The organism is Bacteroides sp. 3_1_23 (assembly GCF_000162555.1).
GTDB classification, from domain to species: domain Bacteria; phylum Bacteroidota; class Bacteroidia; order Bacteroidales; family Bacteroidaceae; genus Bacteroides; species Bacteroides ovatus.
Genome location: NZ_GG774955.1, coordinates 988,283 through 1,009,908, shown reverse-complemented (window position 1 = coordinate 1,009,908; position 21,626 = coordinate 988,283). Strand labels below are relative to the sequence as shown.

At 38.6% G+C, this 21,626-nt stretch carries 15 protein-coding genes; 4 read left to right on the top strand and 11 right to left on the bottom strand.

The window, feature by feature from the left end; translation table 11 throughout:
• Nucleotides 1-435: transposase (locus HMPREF9010_RS0124810; protein ID WP_008651270.1), on the top strand; the 435-nt coding region annotated here is incomplete at its 5' end.
• A gap of 116 nt (nucleotides 436-551) precedes the next feature.
• Here the strand turns inward: HMPREF9010_RS0124810 and HMPREF9010_RS02915 are convergent.
• The 3 genes from HMPREF9010_RS02915 to HMPREF9010_RS0124805 all read right to left on the bottom strand — a co-directional run bounded on the left by HMPREF9010_RS02915 (nucleotide 552) and on the right by HMPREF9010_RS0124805 (nucleotide 4,635).
• Nucleotides 552-1,094 (bottom strand): RNA polymerase sigma-70 factor, encoded by a 543-nt coding sequence (locus tag HMPREF9010_RS02915; RefSeq protein WP_008651269.1) that lies wholly within the window; start codon nucleotides 1,092-1,094, stop codon nucleotides 552-554.
• A gap of 161 nt (nucleotides 1,095-1,255) precedes the next feature.
• Nucleotides 1,256-2,302, bottom strand: coding sequence for a 5-methylcytosine-specific restriction endonuclease system specificity protein McrC (gene mcrC / locus HMPREF9010_RS02920; RefSeq protein ID WP_008651268.1), 1,047 nt, complete (start codon nucleotides 2,300-2,302; stop codon nucleotides 1,256-1,258).
• Nucleotides 2,299-4,635, bottom strand: a complete 2,337-nt coding sequence (locus HMPREF9010_RS0124805; RefSeq protein ID WP_032852915.1) for an AAA family ATPase — start codon at nucleotides 4,633-4,635, stop codon at nucleotides 2,299-2,301. The genes mcrC and HMPREF9010_RS0124805 overlap by 4 nt, the downstream gene beginning before the upstream one ends.
• A gap of 282 nt (nucleotides 4,636-4,917) precedes the next feature.
• On the opposite strand from HMPREF9010_RS0124805, the gene HMPREF9010_RS02925 reads away from it, so the two are divergent.
• Nucleotides 4,918-6,174: a restriction endonuclease subunit S gene (locus HMPREF9010_RS02925; RefSeq protein WP_008651265.1), complete on the top strand. Its 1,257-nt coding sequence runs from the start codon at nucleotides 4,918-4,920 to the stop codon at nucleotides 6,172-6,174.
• Between the two features lie 30 nt (nucleotides 6,175-6,204).
• Here HMPREF9010_RS02925 and HMPREF9010_RS02930 read toward each other — a convergent pair whose 3' ends face one another.
• Nucleotides 6,205-7,008 carry a tyrosine-type recombinase/integrase gene (locus HMPREF9010_RS02930; RefSeq protein WP_008651262.1) on the bottom strand — a complete coding sequence of 268 codons (804 nt, stop codon included), beginning with the start codon at nucleotides 7,006-7,008 and terminating at the stop codon, nucleotides 6,205-6,207.
• On the opposite strand from HMPREF9010_RS02930, the gene HMPREF9010_RS02935 reads away from it, so the two are divergent.
• A complete protein-coding gene (locus tag HMPREF9010_RS02935; protein WP_008651263.1) occupies nucleotides 6,985-7,542 on the top strand; it encodes a restriction endonuclease subunit S in 558 nt (185 codons plus the stop codon). The two genes, HMPREF9010_RS02930 and HMPREF9010_RS02935, sit on opposite strands and share 24 nt — an antisense overlap.
• Here HMPREF9010_RS02935 and HMPREF9010_RS02940 read toward each other — a convergent pair.
• From HMPREF9010_RS02940 to HMPREF9010_RS02950, 3 genes are read right to left on the bottom strand one after another with little or no spacing between them, the layout of a single operon-like run.
• Nucleotides 7,537-8,931, bottom strand: a complete 1,395-nt coding sequence (locus HMPREF9010_RS02940) for a restriction endonuclease subunit S (RefSeq protein WP_008651260.1) — start codon at nucleotides 8,929-8,931, stop codon at nucleotides 7,537-7,539. The two genes, HMPREF9010_RS02935 and HMPREF9010_RS02940, sit on opposite strands and share 6 nt — an antisense overlap.
• Nucleotides 8,931-10,361 carry a class I SAM-dependent DNA methyltransferase gene (locus HMPREF9010_RS02945; RefSeq protein ID WP_008651258.1) on the bottom strand — a complete coding sequence of 477 codons (1,431 nt, stop codon included), beginning with the start codon at nucleotides 10,359-10,361 and terminating at the stop codon, nucleotides 8,931-8,933. Before HMPREF9010_RS02945 ends, HMPREF9010_RS02940 begins: the two co-directional genes overlap by 1 nt.
• 7 nt (nucleotides 10,362-10,368) lie before the next feature.
• Nucleotides 10,369-13,086, bottom strand: a complete 2,718-nt coding sequence (locus HMPREF9010_RS02950) for a DEAD/DEAH box helicase family protein (protein ID WP_008021148.1) — start codon at nucleotides 13,084-13,086, stop codon at nucleotides 10,369-10,371.
• Nucleotides 13,087-13,347: 261 nt separating this feature from the next.
• On the opposite strand from HMPREF9010_RS02950, the gene HMPREF9010_RS02955 reads away from it, so the two are divergent.
• Nucleotides 13,348-13,782 (top strand): DUF6078 family protein, encoded by a 435-nt coding sequence (locus HMPREF9010_RS02955; protein WP_008651257.1) that lies wholly within the window; start codon nucleotides 13,348-13,350, stop codon nucleotides 13,780-13,782.
• Nucleotides 13,783-13,882: 100 nt separating this feature from the next.
• Here the strand turns inward: HMPREF9010_RS02955 and HMPREF9010_RS02960 are convergent, their stop codons facing one another.
• The 4 genes from HMPREF9010_RS02960 to HMPREF9010_RS02975 all read right to left on the bottom strand — a co-directional run bounded on the left by HMPREF9010_RS02960 (nucleotide 13,883) and on the right by HMPREF9010_RS02975 (nucleotide 21,597).
• Entirely contained in the window at nucleotides 13,883-15,973 is a 2,091-nt protein-coding gene (locus HMPREF9010_RS02960; protein WP_083792397.1) for a BT4734/BF3469 family protein, read from the bottom strand.
• A gap of 566 nt (nucleotides 15,974-16,539) precedes the next feature.
• On the bottom strand, nucleotides 16,540-17,400 hold the full coding sequence (locus HMPREF9010_RS02965; RefSeq protein WP_008651255.1) for a hypothetical protein: 861 nt from the start codon (nucleotides 17,398-17,400) through the stop codon (nucleotides 16,540-16,542).
• The gene (locus HMPREF9010_RS02970) at nucleotides 17,397-21,062 is read right to left on the bottom strand and encodes an ATP-binding protein (protein WP_008651254.1); all 3,666 of its coding nucleotides are present in this window, start codon (nucleotides 21,060-21,062) and stop codon (nucleotides 17,397-17,399) included. Before HMPREF9010_RS02970 ends, HMPREF9010_RS02965 begins: the two co-directional genes overlap by 4 nt.
• Nucleotides 21,046-21,597 (bottom strand): condensin complex protein MksE, encoded by a 552-nt coding sequence (locus HMPREF9010_RS02975; RefSeq protein ID WP_032852912.1) that lies wholly within the window; start codon nucleotides 21,595-21,597, stop codon nucleotides 21,046-21,048. Before HMPREF9010_RS02975 ends, HMPREF9010_RS02970 begins: the two co-directional genes overlap by 17 nt.
• Nucleotides 21,598-21,626: the final 29 nt, after the last annotated feature.

Genomic DNA, 21,626 nt, shown 5'->3' with positions numbered 1-21,626 from the left:
AAGGAAGTCAAGGAGCATAATGAGAGCATTGAAAACAGAAGTAAAATACAGAGAGTTTCACAGAATCAGATACGCAAATACATTCTAAAGGGAGAATCGGATAATCCTAAACTAGCGGAACTGTATAAGTCCTCACCGCAGATTAAAGAACTTTTAAGCGTGTGTCAGAATTTCAGAGATATGATTAATGGGAACACTTATGATAAGGATATTAGAAAGTGGATTGAAAAAGCGAAGGCAACACGGAATATGGCACTGACGAACTTTGCATATGGTATTGAAAAAGACTGGGAGGCAGTACAGGCAGCTATTGATATCCCCTTCAGTAACGGATTACTGGAGGGGACAGTGAATAAAATTAAAGCGGTAAAAAGACAGATGTACAATAGGGCAGGAATTAAACTACTGAGAGCGAAGATTATTTATTCACAATAGAAGAAGTACCACCAAATTTGACGAAGAACCAGAATATTTTCTGAAAATAATTCTTCATGTTATCGTTATATTAGATTTTGAAATTTCATATATAACGATTGAAACATTCCAGCTACTTAAAGAAAATACAGGAAAAATAAAATTAAAATGATTCTCTTTAAAACTTGAAGCGACAAATATATCTGATGCTCTATTGTACGAACAGAAAGATGTAAGGATAATGCAATCTCCTGATTGCTCATATTATTGAAACGGCTCATCTCAAAAATCCTTCTGCGACGTTCAGGAAAGTTTTCAAGAGCCATTCTTATTATTAGTTGCATTTCTTTATAATAAAGCGAATTTAACGGATCTGAGAAGCCTAACAAATCCTTAATTGTACTTTTCTTTATTTGTTCCTCCCGATAATCATTTTCCAGTCTTTTGTGCTTGATAAAATCAAATGCAACATTTTTTGCCATAGCGTATATATACCCTTCTTTTCCATCATTATTTTGCCACGTCTCAAAATTAGTCCATAATTTGGTAAATACATCTTGAGCCAAATCTTCCGCATCTGCTTCCGATTTAAGAAACATATTGATAAAAAACTTCACTGAAGAGAAATGAGCTCTAAATATCATTTCAAACTGTTCTACTAAACAATGGTCTTGATTCATATAAGGTTACACTTTTGTTTGTGTTACCTTACAAAGATAGAGTAACTTATCTAGAATCGAAAGTAATAATGGTTTTATTTTTAATAAAATATTACTATAAATTAGATAGGGGATGATTTCTCTGTTATATCATGGTAAGCGAAGTATTACACCAATAATAGTTATAGACCATGTACTAGAAATCCATCCAATTGTTTCTTGATATTCTCAAAATCCTGATTCAGATCAAGTGTCCGGTAATATATGATATTCCCATCCCTAAATGTCGTCTGTCCATCAGGTGTTATATCTTCTTCTGTCTTGGCATACAGCAACATTCCATCCACGTTCCCAGCATGATTAACATCATAATTCATTACATAAGAATGAATTTGATACAGGTTATTAGAATGAATAGTTCTCTTGTCAAATTGACATTGCATTGATTTACTATAATATTTGGTATCAATAATCAATGTTCTCTCTTTAAATGTCAACGTTATATCCGTCCGCATTATAGGAAGAATGCTGGAAGTAGACTGTTCTTTATCAATATTCCAGTCTATTTGAGTAGCCTTTGCTTTTAATTCCGGATAATGCTTTCGGTAATATTCCAAAACAAACTTCTCGTAAAGCCTGCACATATGTTCATCGGAGAAATCCCTCATTTTATACGTACCCTTTTCCGTAGTCATTAACATCCCGTCGAGAATGAAATAACAAATATATAGAAGCATCTGATAAGTCTTACAATTTCTATCAAAGCGCATAGTAGTCCAGTTTATCGTCGGAATATCAATAACTTCTACATTGCTAAAGAAAAGCATAAGACGCTTCAACGAAGCTTTCCTGTCCGATTTGACATTCGGATGTTTCAGCAAGAATTGAACAGTCGTCTTTAATATCTGATTAAATTTGTTATTCTCTGATAATTCATCATACTCACAATCTATTTTCTGTTGTTTTCGCATCAAATTATTGATAGTACCATTTATATCAAGCTTGCCCTTTAACGTAGATAATGAACCATGACAGGAAATATATTCTTTATGTAACCCTTGCTTAAGTTGATACGAAATGCCACGAACTAGAATTTCGGCAAATAAATCATGAATCTCGTCAAATTCTTCACCTGCTATTTCTTCATAGTTATTCTGCTTAAGCTCTTGAAAAGCATAAGTCAACATATAATAGATATTGCGAATGAATATACCTTTGTCTATTGTCATTTTATCAGGCTCAATAATTTGTCTGTTTCTTCTTTGAATTTCTTATCATTGTCAAACCAATATTCGCGTAACATAGGAGCAATATCATATTCAATCACATTTCCAAGCCACATATCATCAATAGATTCCTGATTACAGAAGTAACTATGACCGATACAAAAGCCTTTTCCGAGTGAATCATCTTTAGCAATCTCAACATTCAGAGCTTTGATGGCATCAATCACCCTATTAAAGGCGTCACAATCAAGATTCTCCTGATACTTTTTGAAACCATCCGAATCAAATCCCGGCACCATATCAAAGAAACTGAACCGACGACGTAAAGCGTAATCAATCATAGCCAGGCTACGGTCTGCCGTATTCATCATACCTATGATGTAAAGATTCTCCGGTACAAAAAAATACTCATCATTGTATGCAAGACGGATTTGATGTTTTTCGCCCCGATAATCTTTTTCAATAAGCATCAGTAACTCACCAAAAATCTTACTCATATTTCCTCTATTAATTTCATCAATAATAAAGAAATACTTCTTATCCGGATCACTTTGGGCTTTCCGGCAGAAATTATAGAATACCCCTCGTCTAAGTTCAAAACCACCATCTTCTTTTGGCTTATATCCCATCACAAAATCCTCGTAGGAATAATTCTGATGAAATTGAATGAACTCTATTTTAGTTCTATCTTCTTCCCCTATAATAGAATAAGCCAGACGCCTAGCCGAATACGTTTTACCAACACCCGGAGCGCCTTGTAATATGACATTTTTCTTTGCCAACAACAGGTTTCTCAATTTGTTATACTCGTCTGATTTTATAAATACATTATCCAAAAAATTTGTTTCGGAATATTGAGGATTATGCATAGGATTTCCGCCACGTATTAATTTCATCAATATGTTATACTCGTCTTTTGTCAGTTTGAAAAACGAGCCGTTCTTATTCTTCAGGAATTCCATGCCACTTAATCCCGGTATATCCTTTATAACTGAATAATCAACAGGATTCAATAAGCTCTCAATCTTTTTGAAATATATTTTTTGTCCATCGGCAGATTTGGCTATTTCTGCAATAGCTACCACCTGTTTAACAGGAGTAGCTTCATAGCCAATAACAACATCTCCTTCTTTTGCATCAATAAAATTTTGGAATACCCTTCGTTGATTTCCACTATCATTATAAAGAGTATAGTCTTGTATTTCGCCAACCGGAGTTTTCGAAAAGCTCCATATTTTAGGACTTGCCACAAGCCACCAATATTGTTTTTGAGATTTATTTTCAAATAGCTTCTCCAAAGATTTCACAGAATCCGGCTGCTTGGTTATATCGGTCAAAGTCTTTTGGACATTCTTACCTACTGTCTCCCATTCTCCGACATTCGTCCATTGCATTTTACGAACATGCTTAAAATCAGAGAAAGAATCATCAAAAGTATAGTCACTTTTCACAATACCACGCCCTATTATTTGATTCTGTCCCTTTTTGACTATAACAATATCACCCACTTGCATCTCATAAGCAAACTCCCATAATGCCAAACTATCATTTTTAAACGAGGATCCCGGCTTGCCATATATATCCTGCAATTTAGTTGCCATTTCTTTCTTAGAAGAGTATTCCAAAAGGTTACCCATATCATCCCAACCAATACACATTATGTTTTGAGATAAACACACATCCCACTTAGATGCATTTTCTCCCGGAGCGTATAACCAAATCTTATGTTCCATATTTGAACTATCTAATTCATTTACAATATTTAGTAACTCCTCATAAAATTCGAAAAGGTCTTTTTCGCCTTTCTGTTCTATCAGGAACCTTTGCAAATCAGAAATTTTAGTTTTATTTGTGACAGACATACCAAAATAACTAGCCAACTTAACCAACATATCACGCTTATATACTGGTATTAAAGTCTCATCTGAATATAAAAATGCTATTTTCCATTTGTAAGCATCGCCTAACTCATCTATTTTCTCTATTGCTTCCAATTCACCTTTGCCTGCATGTTCTGCTGTTTTAAATATAGTGCTTCTGACAATAGCAAAAGCTTCATCAGCAGTCTGTTTATCATATTTGTTATACCAAGCATATTTATCATTGCTAACAATACGAGAATCATTCTTATTGGGTTTGTTTCTATATTCATAAATACCAAACTTATAAGAAGAGCCACCCCAAATAGAACCTAAATCATATGTTTTAGATTCAACCCAATAGCAAAACGAATTCTGTCTTTCGAGATTTGTATATTGTGTAAGTGTCATTTTTACAAGACGCTCTTTCGGAAAAGCAGCTTGAAAATCTTGATATATCTGTCTTCTGTCAATCATACTCAAATAGTATTAGAACTTTTCTTCATTAATTCACCTTCCAATATCTTATTTTATCATGTCCAATTCTTTCAACAATATATCAAAATCACCCTACAACAGAACAAACACCTTTATAAAAACAAAATCACCTGCCCGTGAATTACTTTTTAAGTCACAAAGATACAGAATAGTTATTTTAATATAGTAAACACCTCTGTTTTTTTATTGAAATATACCTACTATCTATATTACACAGAATAATATTGTCGCTATTAATAATACTCATGCAATAAACCACTTTTGTTTATTACTTTAAAACCACATACGCCACATTATGAGAATGTGCCGTTTGAGGTGCCGGAGGGATGGCAGTCTGTACCTGTTTCAGAATTATTCTGTCTTAATCCAAAATCTGAAATAACAGATGCTACAAGTGTCGGATTTATTCCTATGGCTTGTGTCAATGATGGATTTTCTGGGAATCATCAATTTGAGGAACGCATTTGGAAGGAAGTAAAAAAAGGATATTGCCACTTTCAAAATGGAGACATCGGTATTGCAAAAATATCTCCTTGCTTTGAAAATCTCAAATCAACGATATTTCAAAATCTCCCTAATAATTATGGCGCAGGAACTACTGAGTTAGTTATCCTGCGTCCATTAAACATTCATGCGAAATTCTATCTATATCTCTTTAAGTCACAATGGTATATAAGTGAGGGCACAAAATATTTCAAAGGAGTTGTTGGGCAGCAAAGAGTTCATAAAGGAATTTTTACCGATTTACAAATTCCATTACCTCCTTTGGCTGAACAATATCGTATAGTAGCAGAAATAGAGAAATGGTTTGCTCTGATAGACCAAATAGAACAAGGCAAAACAGGCTTACAGACAATCGTTATGCAAACCAAGAGCAAAATCCTTGACCTTGCTATTCACGGTAAGCTTGTACCGCAAGATCCAAATGACGAGCCAGCATTCGAGTTGTTAAAACGCATAAATCCCGACTTCACACCTTGTGATAACGGACATTATCCCATTGGATGGCTAGAAACTATTTTAGGGGAACTTTTTAATCATAATACAGGTAAAGCTCTTAATTCGTCCAACAAGGAAGGTGTAATGAAAGATTATTTGACTACTTCAAATGTGTATTGGAATAAGTTTGATTTTACAGTAATAAAGCAAATGCCATTCAAAGAAATTGAATTGGATAAATGTACTGTAACAAAGGGAGATTTACTTGTGTGTGAAGGTGGAGATATTGGACGCTCTGCAATTTGGAACTATGATTACGATATTTGTATTCAAAATCATATTCATAGACTTCGTCCAAAGATTGATTTATGTGTACCATTTTATTACTATACATTGGCGTATTTGAAAGAGAACAATTTGATAGGAGGGAAAGGTATAGGATTACTTGGACTATCTTCTAATGCTTTGCATAAAATTGAAATGCCGTTACCTCCACTTACCGAACAACAACGCATTGTTCAAAAGATAGAAGAACTATTCTCAGTTCTTGATAATATTCAAAATGCCTTAGAAGTGTAAACGAATACACTTCTAAAGGCTGATGTGACTTTACCAGTTCACCACTTTATCCACAATCTTCTGCTGTTCGCTGGCAGTGCGACGAAGATAGATACGAGTGGTCTCTATGCTTTCATGCCCCATAAGGTCGGCAAGTAGAGCAAGGTCGTTAAAGCGGTCAAGGAAGTTCTTGGCAAAACGGTGACGGAATGAATGGGGATAAACTACCTCCTTGTTCATTCCGTATTTTTCGGCAAAATGTTTGAGTTGAGATGCAATTCCACGAGTGGTAATGCGCTGTCCGAAACGGTTCAGGAAGATATAGCCGGATGTTAAGCCTTGATTCTTCAACCATTTTTCTGCTTCTGTTCGTAGATTCTTGGGAATGTATAGCCGTCGAACCTTTCCACCTTTGCTGTACAGGTCAAGATAGCCCACATTGATATGTTCTGCTTTGATGTGGAGTAATTCGCTGACACGTGCTCCCGTAGCGGTCATAAACCACACGATAAAATACCACTCCTCGTAACCATCAGCTTTAAGCTGGGCTTTGAGAAATTTGTAATCTGCATCGCTAATAACATTTTCCAAGAAGTTCTTTTGCTGTACTTTTACGAACTTTACTTTGAGCTTTTCTTGTTTTGTAAACTCCAGATACTTGTTGATACCCTGTAACCGTAGATTGACTGTCTGAGGTTTGAAATTCTCTACCAAATACCCTTTGTACGCCAAAAGGTTCTTCTTGTTCACCTCTCCATAATGATTAAGGAAATACTGTACCGTCCACACATATGATGTGACGGTGTTCTTGGCAAGATTCGTCTTTACCAAATGATTTTTGAATTTTGTTACCATATTGCATTGATTTATAATGAATACAGTAACAATATAGCAAAACGTATCGGACATTATACGCAGTTGCCTGATGGATGGGCTGTTGCGCCTATGCAAATGCTATGTTCGTTGATTGATGGTGAAAAGCAAAATGGTATAGAAAGAATAAATCTTGATGTCAAATATTTGCGTGGTGAGCGTGATGCCAAGACTTTGACTTCCGGCAAATATGTAGCTGCAAACTCTCTTTTGATTTTAGTAGATGGGGAGAATTCCGGTGAAGTATTCAGAACTCCAATTGATGGCTATCAAGGTAGCACTTTTAAGCTGTTGTCTATCAATTATGATATGAATACCGAATATGTATTACAAGTCATCAACTTGCATAGGACAATATTGCGAGAGAATAAGGTAGGTTCTGCCATTCCTCACTTGAACAAGAAACTATTCAAAGCGATTGAAGTACCAATTCCACCTTATAAGGAGCAACAGAGAATTGTAGAAGCTGCAAATAAAGTATTTATGTCTTTAGATGTGATAATGGGGAGTTTATAAACTCCCCATTATCACATCTAATTTAGTTGAGATTTGCTCTAAGGTTTGAACTATTCGTTTCTGCTCCTCTAAAGGAGGCAGTAGTAATTTAATATTTTCAAATTGTTTTTTGGTTATATGTACCATGCCAGAGCCATGACTTTGAGTATAAAACTCTGTAATCATTGCTTTGAACACATGGTAAAGATATTGTTTTTCAATAAAAGGATATGGATCTACTTTAAATATATGTTGATTAAGCCAAGCTTTACCACCGTTCCAGATATATGTTCCTAATGAAGCAGCCCATGCGAACAGCAAGTCACCATTATGAATTAAATATTTAGATTCGTAAGTTTTTGGAGTTCGGTTATAACTTGCACTATTATCGTTCAAGTTCTGAATACGAATAATGGGCAACCCCTCATGCATCCAATCTTCAGGTTTGAAAGCTCGGCCATTTGTATAAATAGCAACATCACCAACTTTGATTGTTGTCCATCCTTTAGGCAACTGCGTATAATGTCCGTTATCACAAGGTGTGAAGTCGGGATTTATGCGTTTCAAGAGTTCAATGGCTGGCTCGTCATTCGGGTCTTGCGGAACGAGTTTACCGTGAATGGCAAGATCAAGTATTTTACTCTTGGTTTGTTTGATGGTTGTTTGTAAATCTGCTTTGTCAAATTCTATTTGCTCAATTAACGCAAACCATCTCTTGATTTCTGTCACAATACGTTGTTGTTCGGAAAGGGGTGGAAGTGGTATATACAATTTATCAAGTTCTCCAAGATAAACACCTGCTTGTGCATTACCAATACTTTTTTCTAAAAAGAGAGATTGAAAAATTGTAGATTGCAGTAAATAGAAACAATATATATTTGATACGTATGTATCTATTATAGATATACTTCTTTGAGCTATTACAGGAACAGATAAATCATAAATGGCAACATTACCAATAGACCCTCCTATAATACCTAATATTATATCCCCATTAGTTATTTGAGTTCTCGGGTTTTCCTTTTGGAATCCAAGTTCATCAGTATATCTATCTTTGTCCGTAAAAACAATCTTACCATTTTTTATATTCTGAGCACTTATGACGGTATACCCATTAGAGCATTTTGGAGGAGGATTGTGTGAACCATCTGTGAGTTTTTTGCAGACATTACCAAATGTCGTCCACACCCATCCTTTCGGCACCTCAAACGGCACATTCTCATAATGTGGCATATCAGAAGAAGCCATTCTCTTACTTTTCCTTATCTTCCCCTCCTTTATCAAACGTTCTTTCTCTTCCTTAATACGTTCAAGTAAAACAGATGCAGGTTCATCATTTGGATCTTGTGGGACAAGTTTTCCTCTAATAGCGAGGTCTAATATTTTCTGTCGTAGTTTCTTTGTGTCCATTAGTCCTCGATATTTGCCATTAATTTTTGAAGTTCAGCCACCGCTTTACTTATGTTATCACTTTTCTCTTTGAGAATATCAATTAATTCTGATAATGAATAGTCTACTTCATCTCCGCCCTGTTTTATCCAAGATACATCAAGACTAGTCTTGTCACGAGTTATTATTTCATCACAAGTATATTTACGCCAACGCCCATTCGGATTATCCTCAGCATTATATGTTTCTACACGAGCATTTATATCCTCCGCATGATAACACGAAACGAAATCATCAAGATGATGCCTTTGCATTGGATTAGTAGCCAATGTATGCTTTACATCTGTACGATAATCATAAAACCAAATATCCTTCGTTCTACTACCTTTTGTAAAGAATAACACATTAGCTTTTACACCTTGAGCATAAAATATACCAGTCGGCAAACGCAAAATAGTATGTAAATTAAATTCTGAAAGTAGTTTCTTACGAATCACTTCTCCAGCGCCCCCTTCAAACAGTACGTTATCAGGCAAAACAACCGCTGCACGTCCGCCTGTTTTGAGCGAAAGCATTATATGTTGTAAGAAATTCAATTGGTTATTTTTCGTCTCAACATAAAAATCACTTCGATTAATGTCGACAGAGCCAGAAGGGCGGGTTCCAAAAGGCGGATTAGCAAGAATGACATTCACTAGTATATCAGGTTCCTTTTCTAATGAATCCTGACATATAATAGGACTTCGGTCAGTACCAACACCATGAAGATACAAGTTCATCGAAGCTAATGTAACAACCAAAGGAGTATTATCCGAACCATGCAGAGCTTTATTCCGCAAAAAATCCCGTTTGCCTTTGTCTTGTGATTGTTTTTTCATGTAGTCATAAGCTGCCAAAAGAAAGCCACCAGTTCCACAAGCCGGGTCACAAACCGTTTCCCCAATCTGAGGACGCGTTACATCAACCATTGCCGATATAAGAGAACGAGGAGTAAAATACTGACCTGCACCACTCTTTTTATCTTGCCCATTCTTCTCTAAAATACTTTCATAAATAGCCCCCTTAACATCACCATCCATTATAAGCCATTGCTCCTCATTAATCATAGTTATGACCTTCTTCAAATATACAGGCTTATCTATTTTATTTTGAGCTTTCGTATAGATAGTACCAATTAGATTATCCTGCTCACTCAGTATTTTCAATGTATTTTCATACTGACCTATCAAATCAAGACCATCTAATTCTATCAAGTTTTCCCAACGATATCCTTCAGGTATGGCTGATTCTTCGTCAAGCAATTTAACGTTTTCATCATCCATTTTCAGAAATAACAAATAAGTCAGTTGGGTTATATAATCGGTAAATCCAATACCTTGACCCGCTAACGTAGTGGCAAGTGTCCAGACCTTTTTAGTCAGACCTTGCTCATTCGAATTTGATTTTGCCATATTAATTTTATGCTACTTTTCTATTATAAATTAAAAACTGAGATAATGAAACAATAGCCTCATTCACCGCTGCTATAGTACCAAACTTACGTATCATCTGAAGCGCTATTGTTTTATCATCTTCCTTTATTTCTTTTATTGTACAAGAACCATTCGCTACAATATAGTTCACAATCTGACGGATAGTATTCTTTTGAGCCTCAGTCATTGTACGCTGTATCTGCCCACACCACAATTCAAAACGTTGGGCAGCCATTGATGACAGGCTACGAAGTTCTGTCACCTGATGATAAGCATATCTGACTAACTGAATAATATTAGTCAAAGCTTCTTTTTCTTCTTTCGTCCCAAAATGTACTACATTGGAAGGGTTAACAATAGAGTATGTATTCCATAATTGAGAAGGAGTAAACTTGTAATTCTCCATTTTCATCCGATTCTCCAAATCCTTAAGCATTGCATAAGTGATAGATTCTCCGTTATTGTTATAAATAATGCGTAAAGCCTCTATCTCATCTCTATGTTCATTTACATATTGTTCAAACGCCTGAGTCGTGTCGTGAGCTTCCTCTATGGAAAATCCTTTCTCAATCAATGTATCTTCACCGGGCATTAAAATTGTGACAAATCCGGCGTTCAGAATACACAGATATTCACGGGCATCGGGATGAATAGCGAGAGGACGCACCAAGCCTTTCCGTTCGTTATTCGGTTCGTTTATATTCACATATTCCGGCAACAGATTATTATCCAAAGCTTCATATATACGAGATGCCATATCCCGCATATCTGTACCAGCCAATCTTATAAACTCATTCCTCTGTTCTTCATTTGCCTTATTATGTATTCTTGACAGACGGCTAGCCAACAATCGCAGATGTTCATCCGGCAGTTCACCATGAGAGATACGCTCTAAAAGTTGCCTTAAAGACAATAATGTTTCAGCATTGCTTCCCGCTCCAGAAGTTGTTACATAATGCTCATGTTCTGTTACTCCCACCGCATCGACTAAGAAAAACAAATCTTTACTATGAGCATTTGGAGTAACATTACGCAGTTGCTCATCACCAATTGTACGTACTCCCCTACCTTTCATCTGAGTATAAAGAGAGTCAGACTCGACATCACGCATAAACATCACCACTTCCAAAGGCTTCACGTCTGTTCCAGTAGCAACCAAAGTCACAGTTACAGCAATGCGGAACTCCTTATCATTACGAAAATGACGTATCAATTCATTACTATCTCCAGCCGAATAAGTGATTTTCTGCACAAACGTATCATCTTCACGTCCAAAGACTTCCTTCGCTATTTTAACAATATTACTTGCATGAGCATCATTCAAAGCAAATATTAATGTCTTAGGTAAATAGTCAAAATTAGGTTCTCTTTGGGGATCATTAAACATTTCTGTATAAACCGCATCTCTATATGTCTCTAAAATCAACTTTATTTGAGCAGGATTAATAATACTCCTATTCAGTTCTTGTCTTGTATAAGTAGTCGTTTCCTGTGTTTCGATATTTTCAGTTTTACCTGTATAGCGGGTTATTTTACGTACTTTATCCCCCTCGCGAATTGCACCGCCATCTTCGGTTACTTGTGTTTTAATACGGAACACCCTATAATCAACATTGACACCATCAACTATTGACTTTTCAAGAGTGTAGTTCACTATTAAGTTGTTATTAAAGAAGGCTAATGTTTCAACAGCAGGAGTAGCTGTTAACCCAATCATTTTTGCAGAACTAAAATATTCAAGCACACTTCGCCAACTACCATAAATAGAGCGATGGCACTCATCAATAATTATCAAATCAAAGTAATCCGGGGGCAAGTTAGGATGAACTGGCAAATTCATATTTCTAGTGCCGTCGACAACATAATCCGCTTCATTATCATCATCTATAAAATCGTCTCCGGACAATAAAGAAAATAAACGCTGTATAGTAGCGATAACAACATTGGCATCATTTGGGATTTTCGCGGTTTTCAATCTTTCTACCCCAAATATGGTATTAAACGGATCACCATTTTCTGTCAAACGGAATGTTCCAAATTCTCCTTCTGCCTGTTTTCCAAGATTATTACGGTCAACAAGAAACAAAACCCTCTTCATTGAAGTGAAAGCCAACAAACGATAGGCAGCCAAACATGCGGTATAAGTCTTTCCCGCTCCCGTAGCCAAAACCATCAATGCACGATCATGCCCGCTACGAAAACTATTTTCTAATTTTGTTATTGCTTCATACTGGCAATCCCTTAATCCTTTCCTTTTTAAAGTTGGAAGTCCTGCAAAATCATCTTTAAGTCCTAATAGTTTTACTATTTCTTTAGGAGAATGAATTTTATTCAAAGAAATATATTCAGAATCAACTTCACGGGTATCTCTGAATAACAGTTCCCTTCCATTTGACAAATAAACTAAAGGTAAAGGATTCATCCAAGCCTGACACCAATGAGGTACACCTCTAGTATATTTTTCAGCCTGGTCTGCCACAATTTCAGAATAAATTGACACAGATTCTTTCTTTGCTTCCAATACGCCAACAGCTTTACCATTTAAAAAAAGTAAATAGTCAGCTTCACGATTACCTTTCAGCAAGCCTTCTTCGACTGCTATAGCAGATACTTCAGGAGAATAATGATTTCTATCAACTACTTCCCAACCCGCATCATTAAGCATACGGTCAATTATTATTCGAGCCTTTTCTTCCGGTTTCATGTGTGTGTCTTTTTTGTAACTTCCGATAAGGCTATATTATCGGAAGTTACAAAAATAGGTAAAAATATAGAATATGAGAAAGAAATAGAGATTTTTTGATACATCACAACACAATTTCTCTATAAAAGATTCTTTGCATATTAGTAATATTTGCCCAAACACTTCCCATTCCCAAAATAAAGCCCTACTTTTGCGAAGAATATTTTCCCGTATATTAACATATAAACAACAGTATCTCACAAATAAAATAAACCCTACAAGATGAAAGAAGAATCCGACAGCCCGTCTGTCCCCTACAATTTCTCCCGGTGTTTCAACGACCAATGTCCACAAGCCTCGAAATGCTTGCGCCACGTAGTTACGCAAGATAAAATAGCCGACTATCTTTATATCTCCATCGTTAATCCGGCACGTTATCCTGCGGATGGAAACCAATGCGAATGTTTCAAGACTGCTGTCAAAGTTCATGTGGCGTGGGGACTAAAACGGTTGCTCGACAGAATCCCTTATGAGGATGCAGTCAGTATCAGAATACAATTAGTGGGACACTACGGGAAAACGGGATATTATCGGTTCTATCGTGGAGAACGGGGGCTTATGCCTAAAGACCAAGCCTATATAAAACAACTGTTCCGTAATAAAGGGATAAAAGAAGAACCAACTTACCAACGTTACACAGAAGAATATATTTGGTAAGTTGCTGTCATCTGTCACAGTTTAGGAGTTAATAGTTTAGTAATGAACCGATAAGCCCGTGACAGCAAGAGGTGACAGCAGGGTGATGGCATTTTTGCCGTCACCTGGTTATTAGTCTTACGACATGATAAAGAGTACCGCTACGCGTATGTTTGGAAGGTATTTCTTGCTTTTTCAGTATTCTTCCGAAGGAATTAACCCTCTTGACAGACATCGGGATTGAACTGCCTTTTTGAATATCCTCCATAATCTCCGCTGGAGACAACCACTCCCCTTCTTCAGGCTGTGCGGCACGGAAATAACGGAAGAAAAGTTGCTCTTCCGGTGGGACTTGTTCAAATTCACGGTTGTTTTCCACCATGATCTTTTCTTCCTCCTGGTCGAACCAGTAACGTTCGCCATGTTCCAATTCGTACATAGCTTGTGCGTAAAGCTGCTCATAGTCTATCGGACGGTTGGTGTCAATCACTCCGGTCACTTCGATGCAAATAAAACGACGGCTGCCGGAAGGGTCAGTCAACAAGTCTTTCTGGTTACTTGTAGCTATGAATGAGGCGTACCGACGCATTTCAAGCACGGCACTGCCATGAGGTTTCTTCACATTCAGTACAGGCTTTTGCAGAATATGTTTCAGAAAGCCTTGTTGTGTCGAACTCACCTGGTCAAATTCATCGATATTGATAAGCGCAAAACGATTGAGGTAAAGTTCGGCATCTTTCTTTCGGGAGAAATCAATGCTGTCAGTATAGTAGGAACGCTCGGAAGGGGGCATTATGCTCCGGCAAAAGGTGGATTTACGTGTTCCTTGCGGTCCGACGAGTAAGGGAGAAACACTGTTTGCATACTTTTTATTGCTTCCTTTCCAATGAGAAACCATATTGAGGAACCAACGGTGGAACAAATCCATCCAATACGGATTCTTACAAGGGACGGTGGCTGCCAATGCACGAATACGGTCTTTGCCGTCCCACGCAGGAAGCCGGTAGAGAAAATCTTCCAACGGGTTGAATACAGGGACGCGGTTGGAGTAAATATAACGGCTAATATCCCTGTCCCACAAGGGGATGCCTTCCATTTGTGCATCCAAAGCAATGCTGTTCAACGCACGTTTGTCGAGAGGATTGAAGCGGAAACGGAAAGAAAGCCTTTCACGATATTCTACCTCGCCAATTTGGGTATTATGGCGGAATTCATAGCGGCGTTTCATGAATTCTTCTGTCTGCAAGGCGAGTTGCTGCTCTTTGCTTAGGCTGATATTCTTGCCGAAACCTTTGCACTCGGTATATATATTACCAATCATTTGTCGGATAAGTTCTTCCTGTTTATACATATAGAAGTGGAAAACGGTACGTTTCACGACTTCTTCTTGCGGAAGTCCCGAAGCAAAACAGTTTTTAGCCAGTTGGACGACTAAAGGATGCCATGTGCCTTCACGCAATTCAAGTCCCGCTTCCCGAAGATCGGCATACGCTTTCCGAAAAGCGGCTTCGAAAAGCATCAGGAAGGCATTTTCCGCATCATATCCCGGTACGGCACGAGTCAATGGAGATTTCTCCGCCTGAACCGCTTCCCGGAAAGTGGTTTCTTCGGGCATTGATGATGGTTGAGAGAGATAAAATTGGACTGAATTCGGACGATATATGATGTCCGGATCGTGGGATAATCGCGAATATTGTTCCAGAGTCGGTTCTTTGGGAAGTATATCGAATGGGATTTGGGGCTGATAACATTTCACAGCCAGTCGATAAGCATGGGCGTGGAATAGTTCCGCTTCTTCCCGTGTTTTGGGAAGCGAGTTGTCCGGTCGGGTGAAGGTAGTCCATATTTTCACCGTTTTACCACTTGAACCCATAAAAACACAACGGGTTTGTGGTTGCTCACAGGCTTTTTGTTTCACTAAAGCGATTTCCGACTTATTGGACAAGGGACCGATGGTCAGTTCTACAATACCGTTGTAGTTTTTCATCTGTTTCTGACCGTTTACTTTTCGGAATTCGGCAGCAGGAATTATTTGAGGAAGTTTATTGGCAAACATACACCGTTCATCGGGAAGGGTATATCGCAAATGCTCTCTGAATGTAGAAACAGGACGGGATTTTATTTCTGTCTTTATCTTATTTACCAGTATATCAAGATCCATTACGCTGAGCGCTATCGTATCTTCATTCTTACGAAATTGAGTAATTTTCATTAATTTGATAATAATTTGTTTTGTCAGCGTCTTTATGATCGTTGAGACTACTAAATTAGTCATAATATCCGAAACCAGCAAAGAAAACAAGTTTTTAATACAGAAAATTATTGATATATCAAGCATCTCTTTAGCTAAAAGAAACGGGATTGTCACCACCTAATTACGGGGCAAATTTGTTTTCTCTGCTTGAAACTACAGTTCCAGCTAAGGGAAACTATAGTTTCATCGGTGAGAAACCAATGGTTTCAAGTAATTGGAACTAGAGTTTCAAGCGTATGAAACTAAAGTTTCGCACCTTGAAACTGTTGGTTTCAAGGCAGGACACAACTCATAAGTACGAGGATAATAAATTGAACTACTAATCCATTGATGGCTGATACTATTTATTTTCGAGCAGCGTCTTTATTTTGTCTTTGTTTTCTAGGTGACAGCATTATTGCCATCACACTGCTGTCACACTGTGCTGTCACACTATTAAGTACTTATACTCTGCAAGTTAGATTATAATCTGTGACAGATGACAGATATATTTTGTTTTTTATTTCATAGAGATGCTGACTAATTTAATACTTTATATATCCTTCTTGTTCATACGCTTTCCCATATTTATGAATCATTGCCACCAACGGCCTTAAACGTGCGTCAGAAACCAACATAGCCCTATAACGCAAATACTGATTATCATAAAGTTGCCGGTTTCCGTCCTTGAGTCGTTTCTCCACATCTGCTGGAATGAAAAATTCCGCACGGTTGCCCAATTTGACATAGAATTCATTTAAAAAGATAGAAATGCCAGCCAAATCTATGTCTCCGAAATGAATATAACGATTGGGAATCATCTTCAGCCAGTTACACAAATCCCTTGATTGCGGATAACGGGACACGAAAAGAACTTTCATTCCTTCAAACAAGTACTTTTGGGCACGGATATGCTGGAAATTCTCTCCATTCTCTATACCCACTACTACAACATCTTCAGGAATACGGAAATATTCGTAATCCTGCATGAAAATAGAAGTGCCTTGCAAGGGAGAAAGCACACATGGTTCGCCATGAAACGTAGCTTCTATAGGCGTATAACAATTAAGGAGAAAACCTTTGAACGTACGGGTATATCTCAATTTAGAGTCCCCCGCCTTCGCCACTTGCTCCGAACGCGACACTTCATCCGGATAGTTCTTCATCTCAATCCAATCTTCCAGCTCCATGCCGGAAGTATAATTCTGGGAGATGTAGATACGGCATCCTTCCGGGTCAATCATACGAAAACTACGCTTACTCCCTCGGGGAACAATAGTGATGATTCCCTCATCCATTAATCTATTTGCTATCAGTCCATCAAACTTTGTGTAAGGTATGAGCTCGCCGCCCAGCATTTTCAGAACCAGCCTCGCCATCGCCAATGTAAATAAACTGCCACTCATTTTTCTATCTTATTATAGGTTAACAATGGGACAACCTGGGTATTTGACCGCCCGTCTTTACTCAATAAATAGGTATAACGATAGTCTTCCACATTGTAAGTAGTGGGAGAACTGTTTACCAACAAAATATTCCGGCAATTGGCAAAGTCCAAAATACCTTTCACATTGTTGGGGTGTAACTTGCCTATTTCATCCATCATACAATGGATTTTAAAGTCACCAAACTTACGTGACGCCTTTTCTTTGAACACATTAATCAGCATGATATTGACCATTGCTTTTACCAAAATGTCCGTGCCGTCAGAACCTACATTGGCAATCTTCTCCACCCATCCCGTATCGTTATCATTCTCTTTCACGCGGAACTCCAGTTTGAATGTATCGGCAAGCGCCAACCGTCTGCGTCCCGGCTCGTCAAGCAGGAATTTCATAAACGACAACAAATGCTGGACAACCACCGCATTGACATCTTCACGGGAATCCTGCGAGAACAAGTCAACCTTTCCCATATTATATTGGTTCTCATCACTAAACCGTTTAATCTCCAGCAATAGCTGCATCAGTTTATCGCTGCTCTGAAGCGGGCGAAGAGCTATTTCCTTTATTACTCCGGCAAAATTCCGCTTGACAAAATCGTCGTTGATATCCTTTATTGTTCTGTGTATCTCGCTTTCATTACGGGTCAGTCCTCCCACTTCCTGCGAAATCCGGCGGATTATATCCGTATACCGTTCACTGATATGTTTCTGATAGTCGGAAATCTTATCATTATCCACAAACTCGCACAGATTGGAAGCGAAATCGTAGTAATCCTGTTCTCCAACCAGTTCCGTACGGAAATGAAACGTGTTTTTTGACGAGAAGTTTCCATTGAACTGCGTCACCGCTTTCTTGAATTCTTCTGTTTTTCTGATAGTGGATACGATGAGCGACTTCAACTCTTCCACAATAACATCGCAATTTTTCCGGGTAGGCTTCTCTCCTATTTCTGTCACAGAAGGCGGACAAAAAGTTTCATCTTTCCGGAACATATCCACTTTATTCAACCCGTCCTCCAATAAGTGCAATTCTTTGCTAATCCGCTCAAGATGCTCGTCCGCCCCTTTTTTCTGAATCTGCAACTTCTCCTTTTTCAGAGCGAAACGTTCGTCCAATGCAACTAGCTTCGCATCCTGTTCTTTCTTCCGACTTCGCGTAGCAGGTTCTTTATCAAACAGTTCCTCCTTGTCTCTTTCATAATAAAGAACTTGCGGGCGGGATCTACCTATATAATCCAATTCTTTATTTATTTCGGCAAGCCTGTCATCATACTTGCGGATAGTGACCGTATCAGCACCCTTCCCATTCAATTCATTCTCCTGCGCCTGCTTCAATTCCTTTTTCCGCTCTACAATTTGCTGTTTCATCCGCTCTATCTCTTGCTGAATGCCGGCAACACACTCCTCCAGTTCCTTCCGGAATTCAGTCCTGCCGTCATTATACACTTTCCGGCAGGCTTTCAACAGTTTTTCCCGTTCCGCCAAATGCTTCTCCTTCTCTCCTTCCGCCACATAAAGACGATGGCCGATTTCATTCAGTTGCGCCTGCAATTCTTCTGTACATCCTCTTTTCCATTCCTCTTCCTTCGTCTTCCATGAGGCGTAATCGGCCTGCAAATTCTTCAATTTTGCTGGAATCTGCATTCGCTCAGCTTCCATCAGATGTTGTTCTTCCAAAATACTATGTATTTGCTTCGAATACTTCTTCTCCAAAGAAGAAACAACTTCCCCCTCTTCTTCTGCCAGTCGGGTGAGACGGTCGGTACAGAGTTGCCGGGCTGCTTGTTGCCTGCCGCGCTCCTGCTTCATTTCCTCGGGAGTGCGGACAGAACGCTCGATTGCTGCCAGATTGAGTGAAACGCCGAACAAAGTCGCTTCCTTATTCACTAATTGAGGTTGCAGTTCATTGTTGTACAACACCAGTTCCTCATCCGCCACCTTGCCTATCGTCTCCTGCCAATCCGGTTTGTTCTTCTCCAACCATTCACACAAAGAACCTTTTCGTTTCTCAATCAAGGCGTCCAATGTTTGTAACTGTTCTTCAATCGCACTCCGCTCTTTGCGAACGATCTCCATCTTTGCCTGAAATTTCCATTTCAATTCTTTCACTTTCCATTCACACTCCTGTCTCAACTGCTTTATTTCTCCTTGTTGCTGACGAATATTAAGCTCCAACTCCTTGTCCTTTTTGCGCAGTTCGTTAATCCCGTCTTCACAATCGGACATTTCCTTTTGATGGGGATGTTCGTATTTCACCTTTTGAAGTTTCAGGTTACACTTTGCCTGTTCATCGCGCAACTGCCGGATACGATTATCCACAGTCTGCACTTTCTCTTCTTGCGTTGCCCTTATTTTTTCTTCTTCCACACGAAGCTGTTGCATCAATTCCTCCTGCTTGCCGGCAATCTCCGCATTCCGAGCATTTATCCGTGCTTGCTGGCTATTCTCAAAAGTACGGAAATCAGCTTCCAGTTTCTCAAACAGCAATCGGTACTTACTCAATACATCCTCATAAGCCCTTGTCAGTTCCGATTTCATATTCCGGACTTGTTCAAGTTCCTGAATCAGTAGTTCTTCGCAAGATACCCGTTTGATGATTTCTTCAATCTGCATCTGCTCGTAATGCAGACGTTTCTCACGTATCTTTTTGAGCAAATCGCTTATTATACCTATATCCCTAATCAAGCCATCACGCTCATTGGTGTACTTTTGTTGCAGTTCACCCATAAGCCGCAGCAACCGTTCACGTTCCGTCTCCGCTTTAGCCTGTTCTTCCTTCACTAACGGAATCTCATGCAAAGCCTGTTTCTCCGCAAAGTTAAGCTCCGCACGCCCTTCACCAATCTGCTTTTGGGTATAAATCAAGTCACGATAGGCGTTCATTACTTTCTCCGCCATCTTCCGGACAGGCACTTCTCCATTCTTGTTCTTAAACCAAAGCATCACGTCCCTGTATTCCTGCTCGAATTCCTTTATCTGGCTACGATAGAAGTCCAAATCGACAGAGATATCCTCATCACTCATCGAACGGATAATGGTATCTTTTATAAAGTCAGCATCCAGTTTGGAATTTAAAAAGACGTTCTGTATCGTACGGGGAATATTCTGATATTTTGCACTTTCCACAATGGCAAACTTGCGGTAAGGTATCATTTCATGCTTGCGGTTATTACCGAAAATAATGTCCCGATACATTTCATAGCTAGTCACTTGTGCAGTAATCTGAATCTTCGAACCGATATGTTCGCGGATGCGTCCCCACTCGGAATGTACCACATTGTGTTCGTCAATGAACCAGTCCTGTTGGAATGGCGCATCAATAAAACGGAAAAACACCCGTCCCTGGGATTTGGCAGCTACCACACAATACGCCCCATTTTCCCGCATCACTTCATAGATAATGTAAGAATTGGCGTATGGAAAGTAAAAAGCATCGAAGCTTTTCTTCTCCTTCGGAATGCCTAGTCTTAGTTTGTCAGCATTATAAAAGAATAGGATGGCACGGAGCAGCGTACTCTTACCGACACCTTGCGTACCTATAAAATGTACGTTCCCATCCAACTTCACTTCCGCATACGGAATATGGGCACTGTTCAGAAAAATAATTTTATTCAGGTATCTCATCTTGCACCTCCTCTAAAATTGTGATACAATCAACCAAGTCCTCCATATAATGGAAAGCTGACAATACTTTATACGTCCCGTCAAGTTCGTTTTCTTTCTCTATCAGTCCTATACTCTCCAGTTCTTTCAGTAGTTTGCCGACTACTTCATCATATTTCTTCTTATCCGAAAACAGTTTGGTTGCCTTTTCTTTCAGTTCGATATCGCATCCTATCTGAATCTCAATATCAGCGGCACGAAACAGAAAGCCCGGGCCGAATGCCGAATGATAGGTTTTCAGGAAACTCAAGTAATCAATCCACTTCTGAATTGCTTCCAGTTTACGTTCCAAATCGACTTTCGATTCCTTGCGGGTAAAGTAGTAATAACCGTCACCACCTTCCAGATAAAAACCGATGCCTTTGTAGTAATCATAATAATCGGGCAAATCTTCCTCAACGGCATCATACAAGCGTTTCACTTGGGTAGAGACACTATTGGAAGAAATGAATCCCCCTTTGCTAAGTATATTAAATATCTCTTCAGTATATTTCATAGTCATCTGTTTTTAGCATTCAGCATACA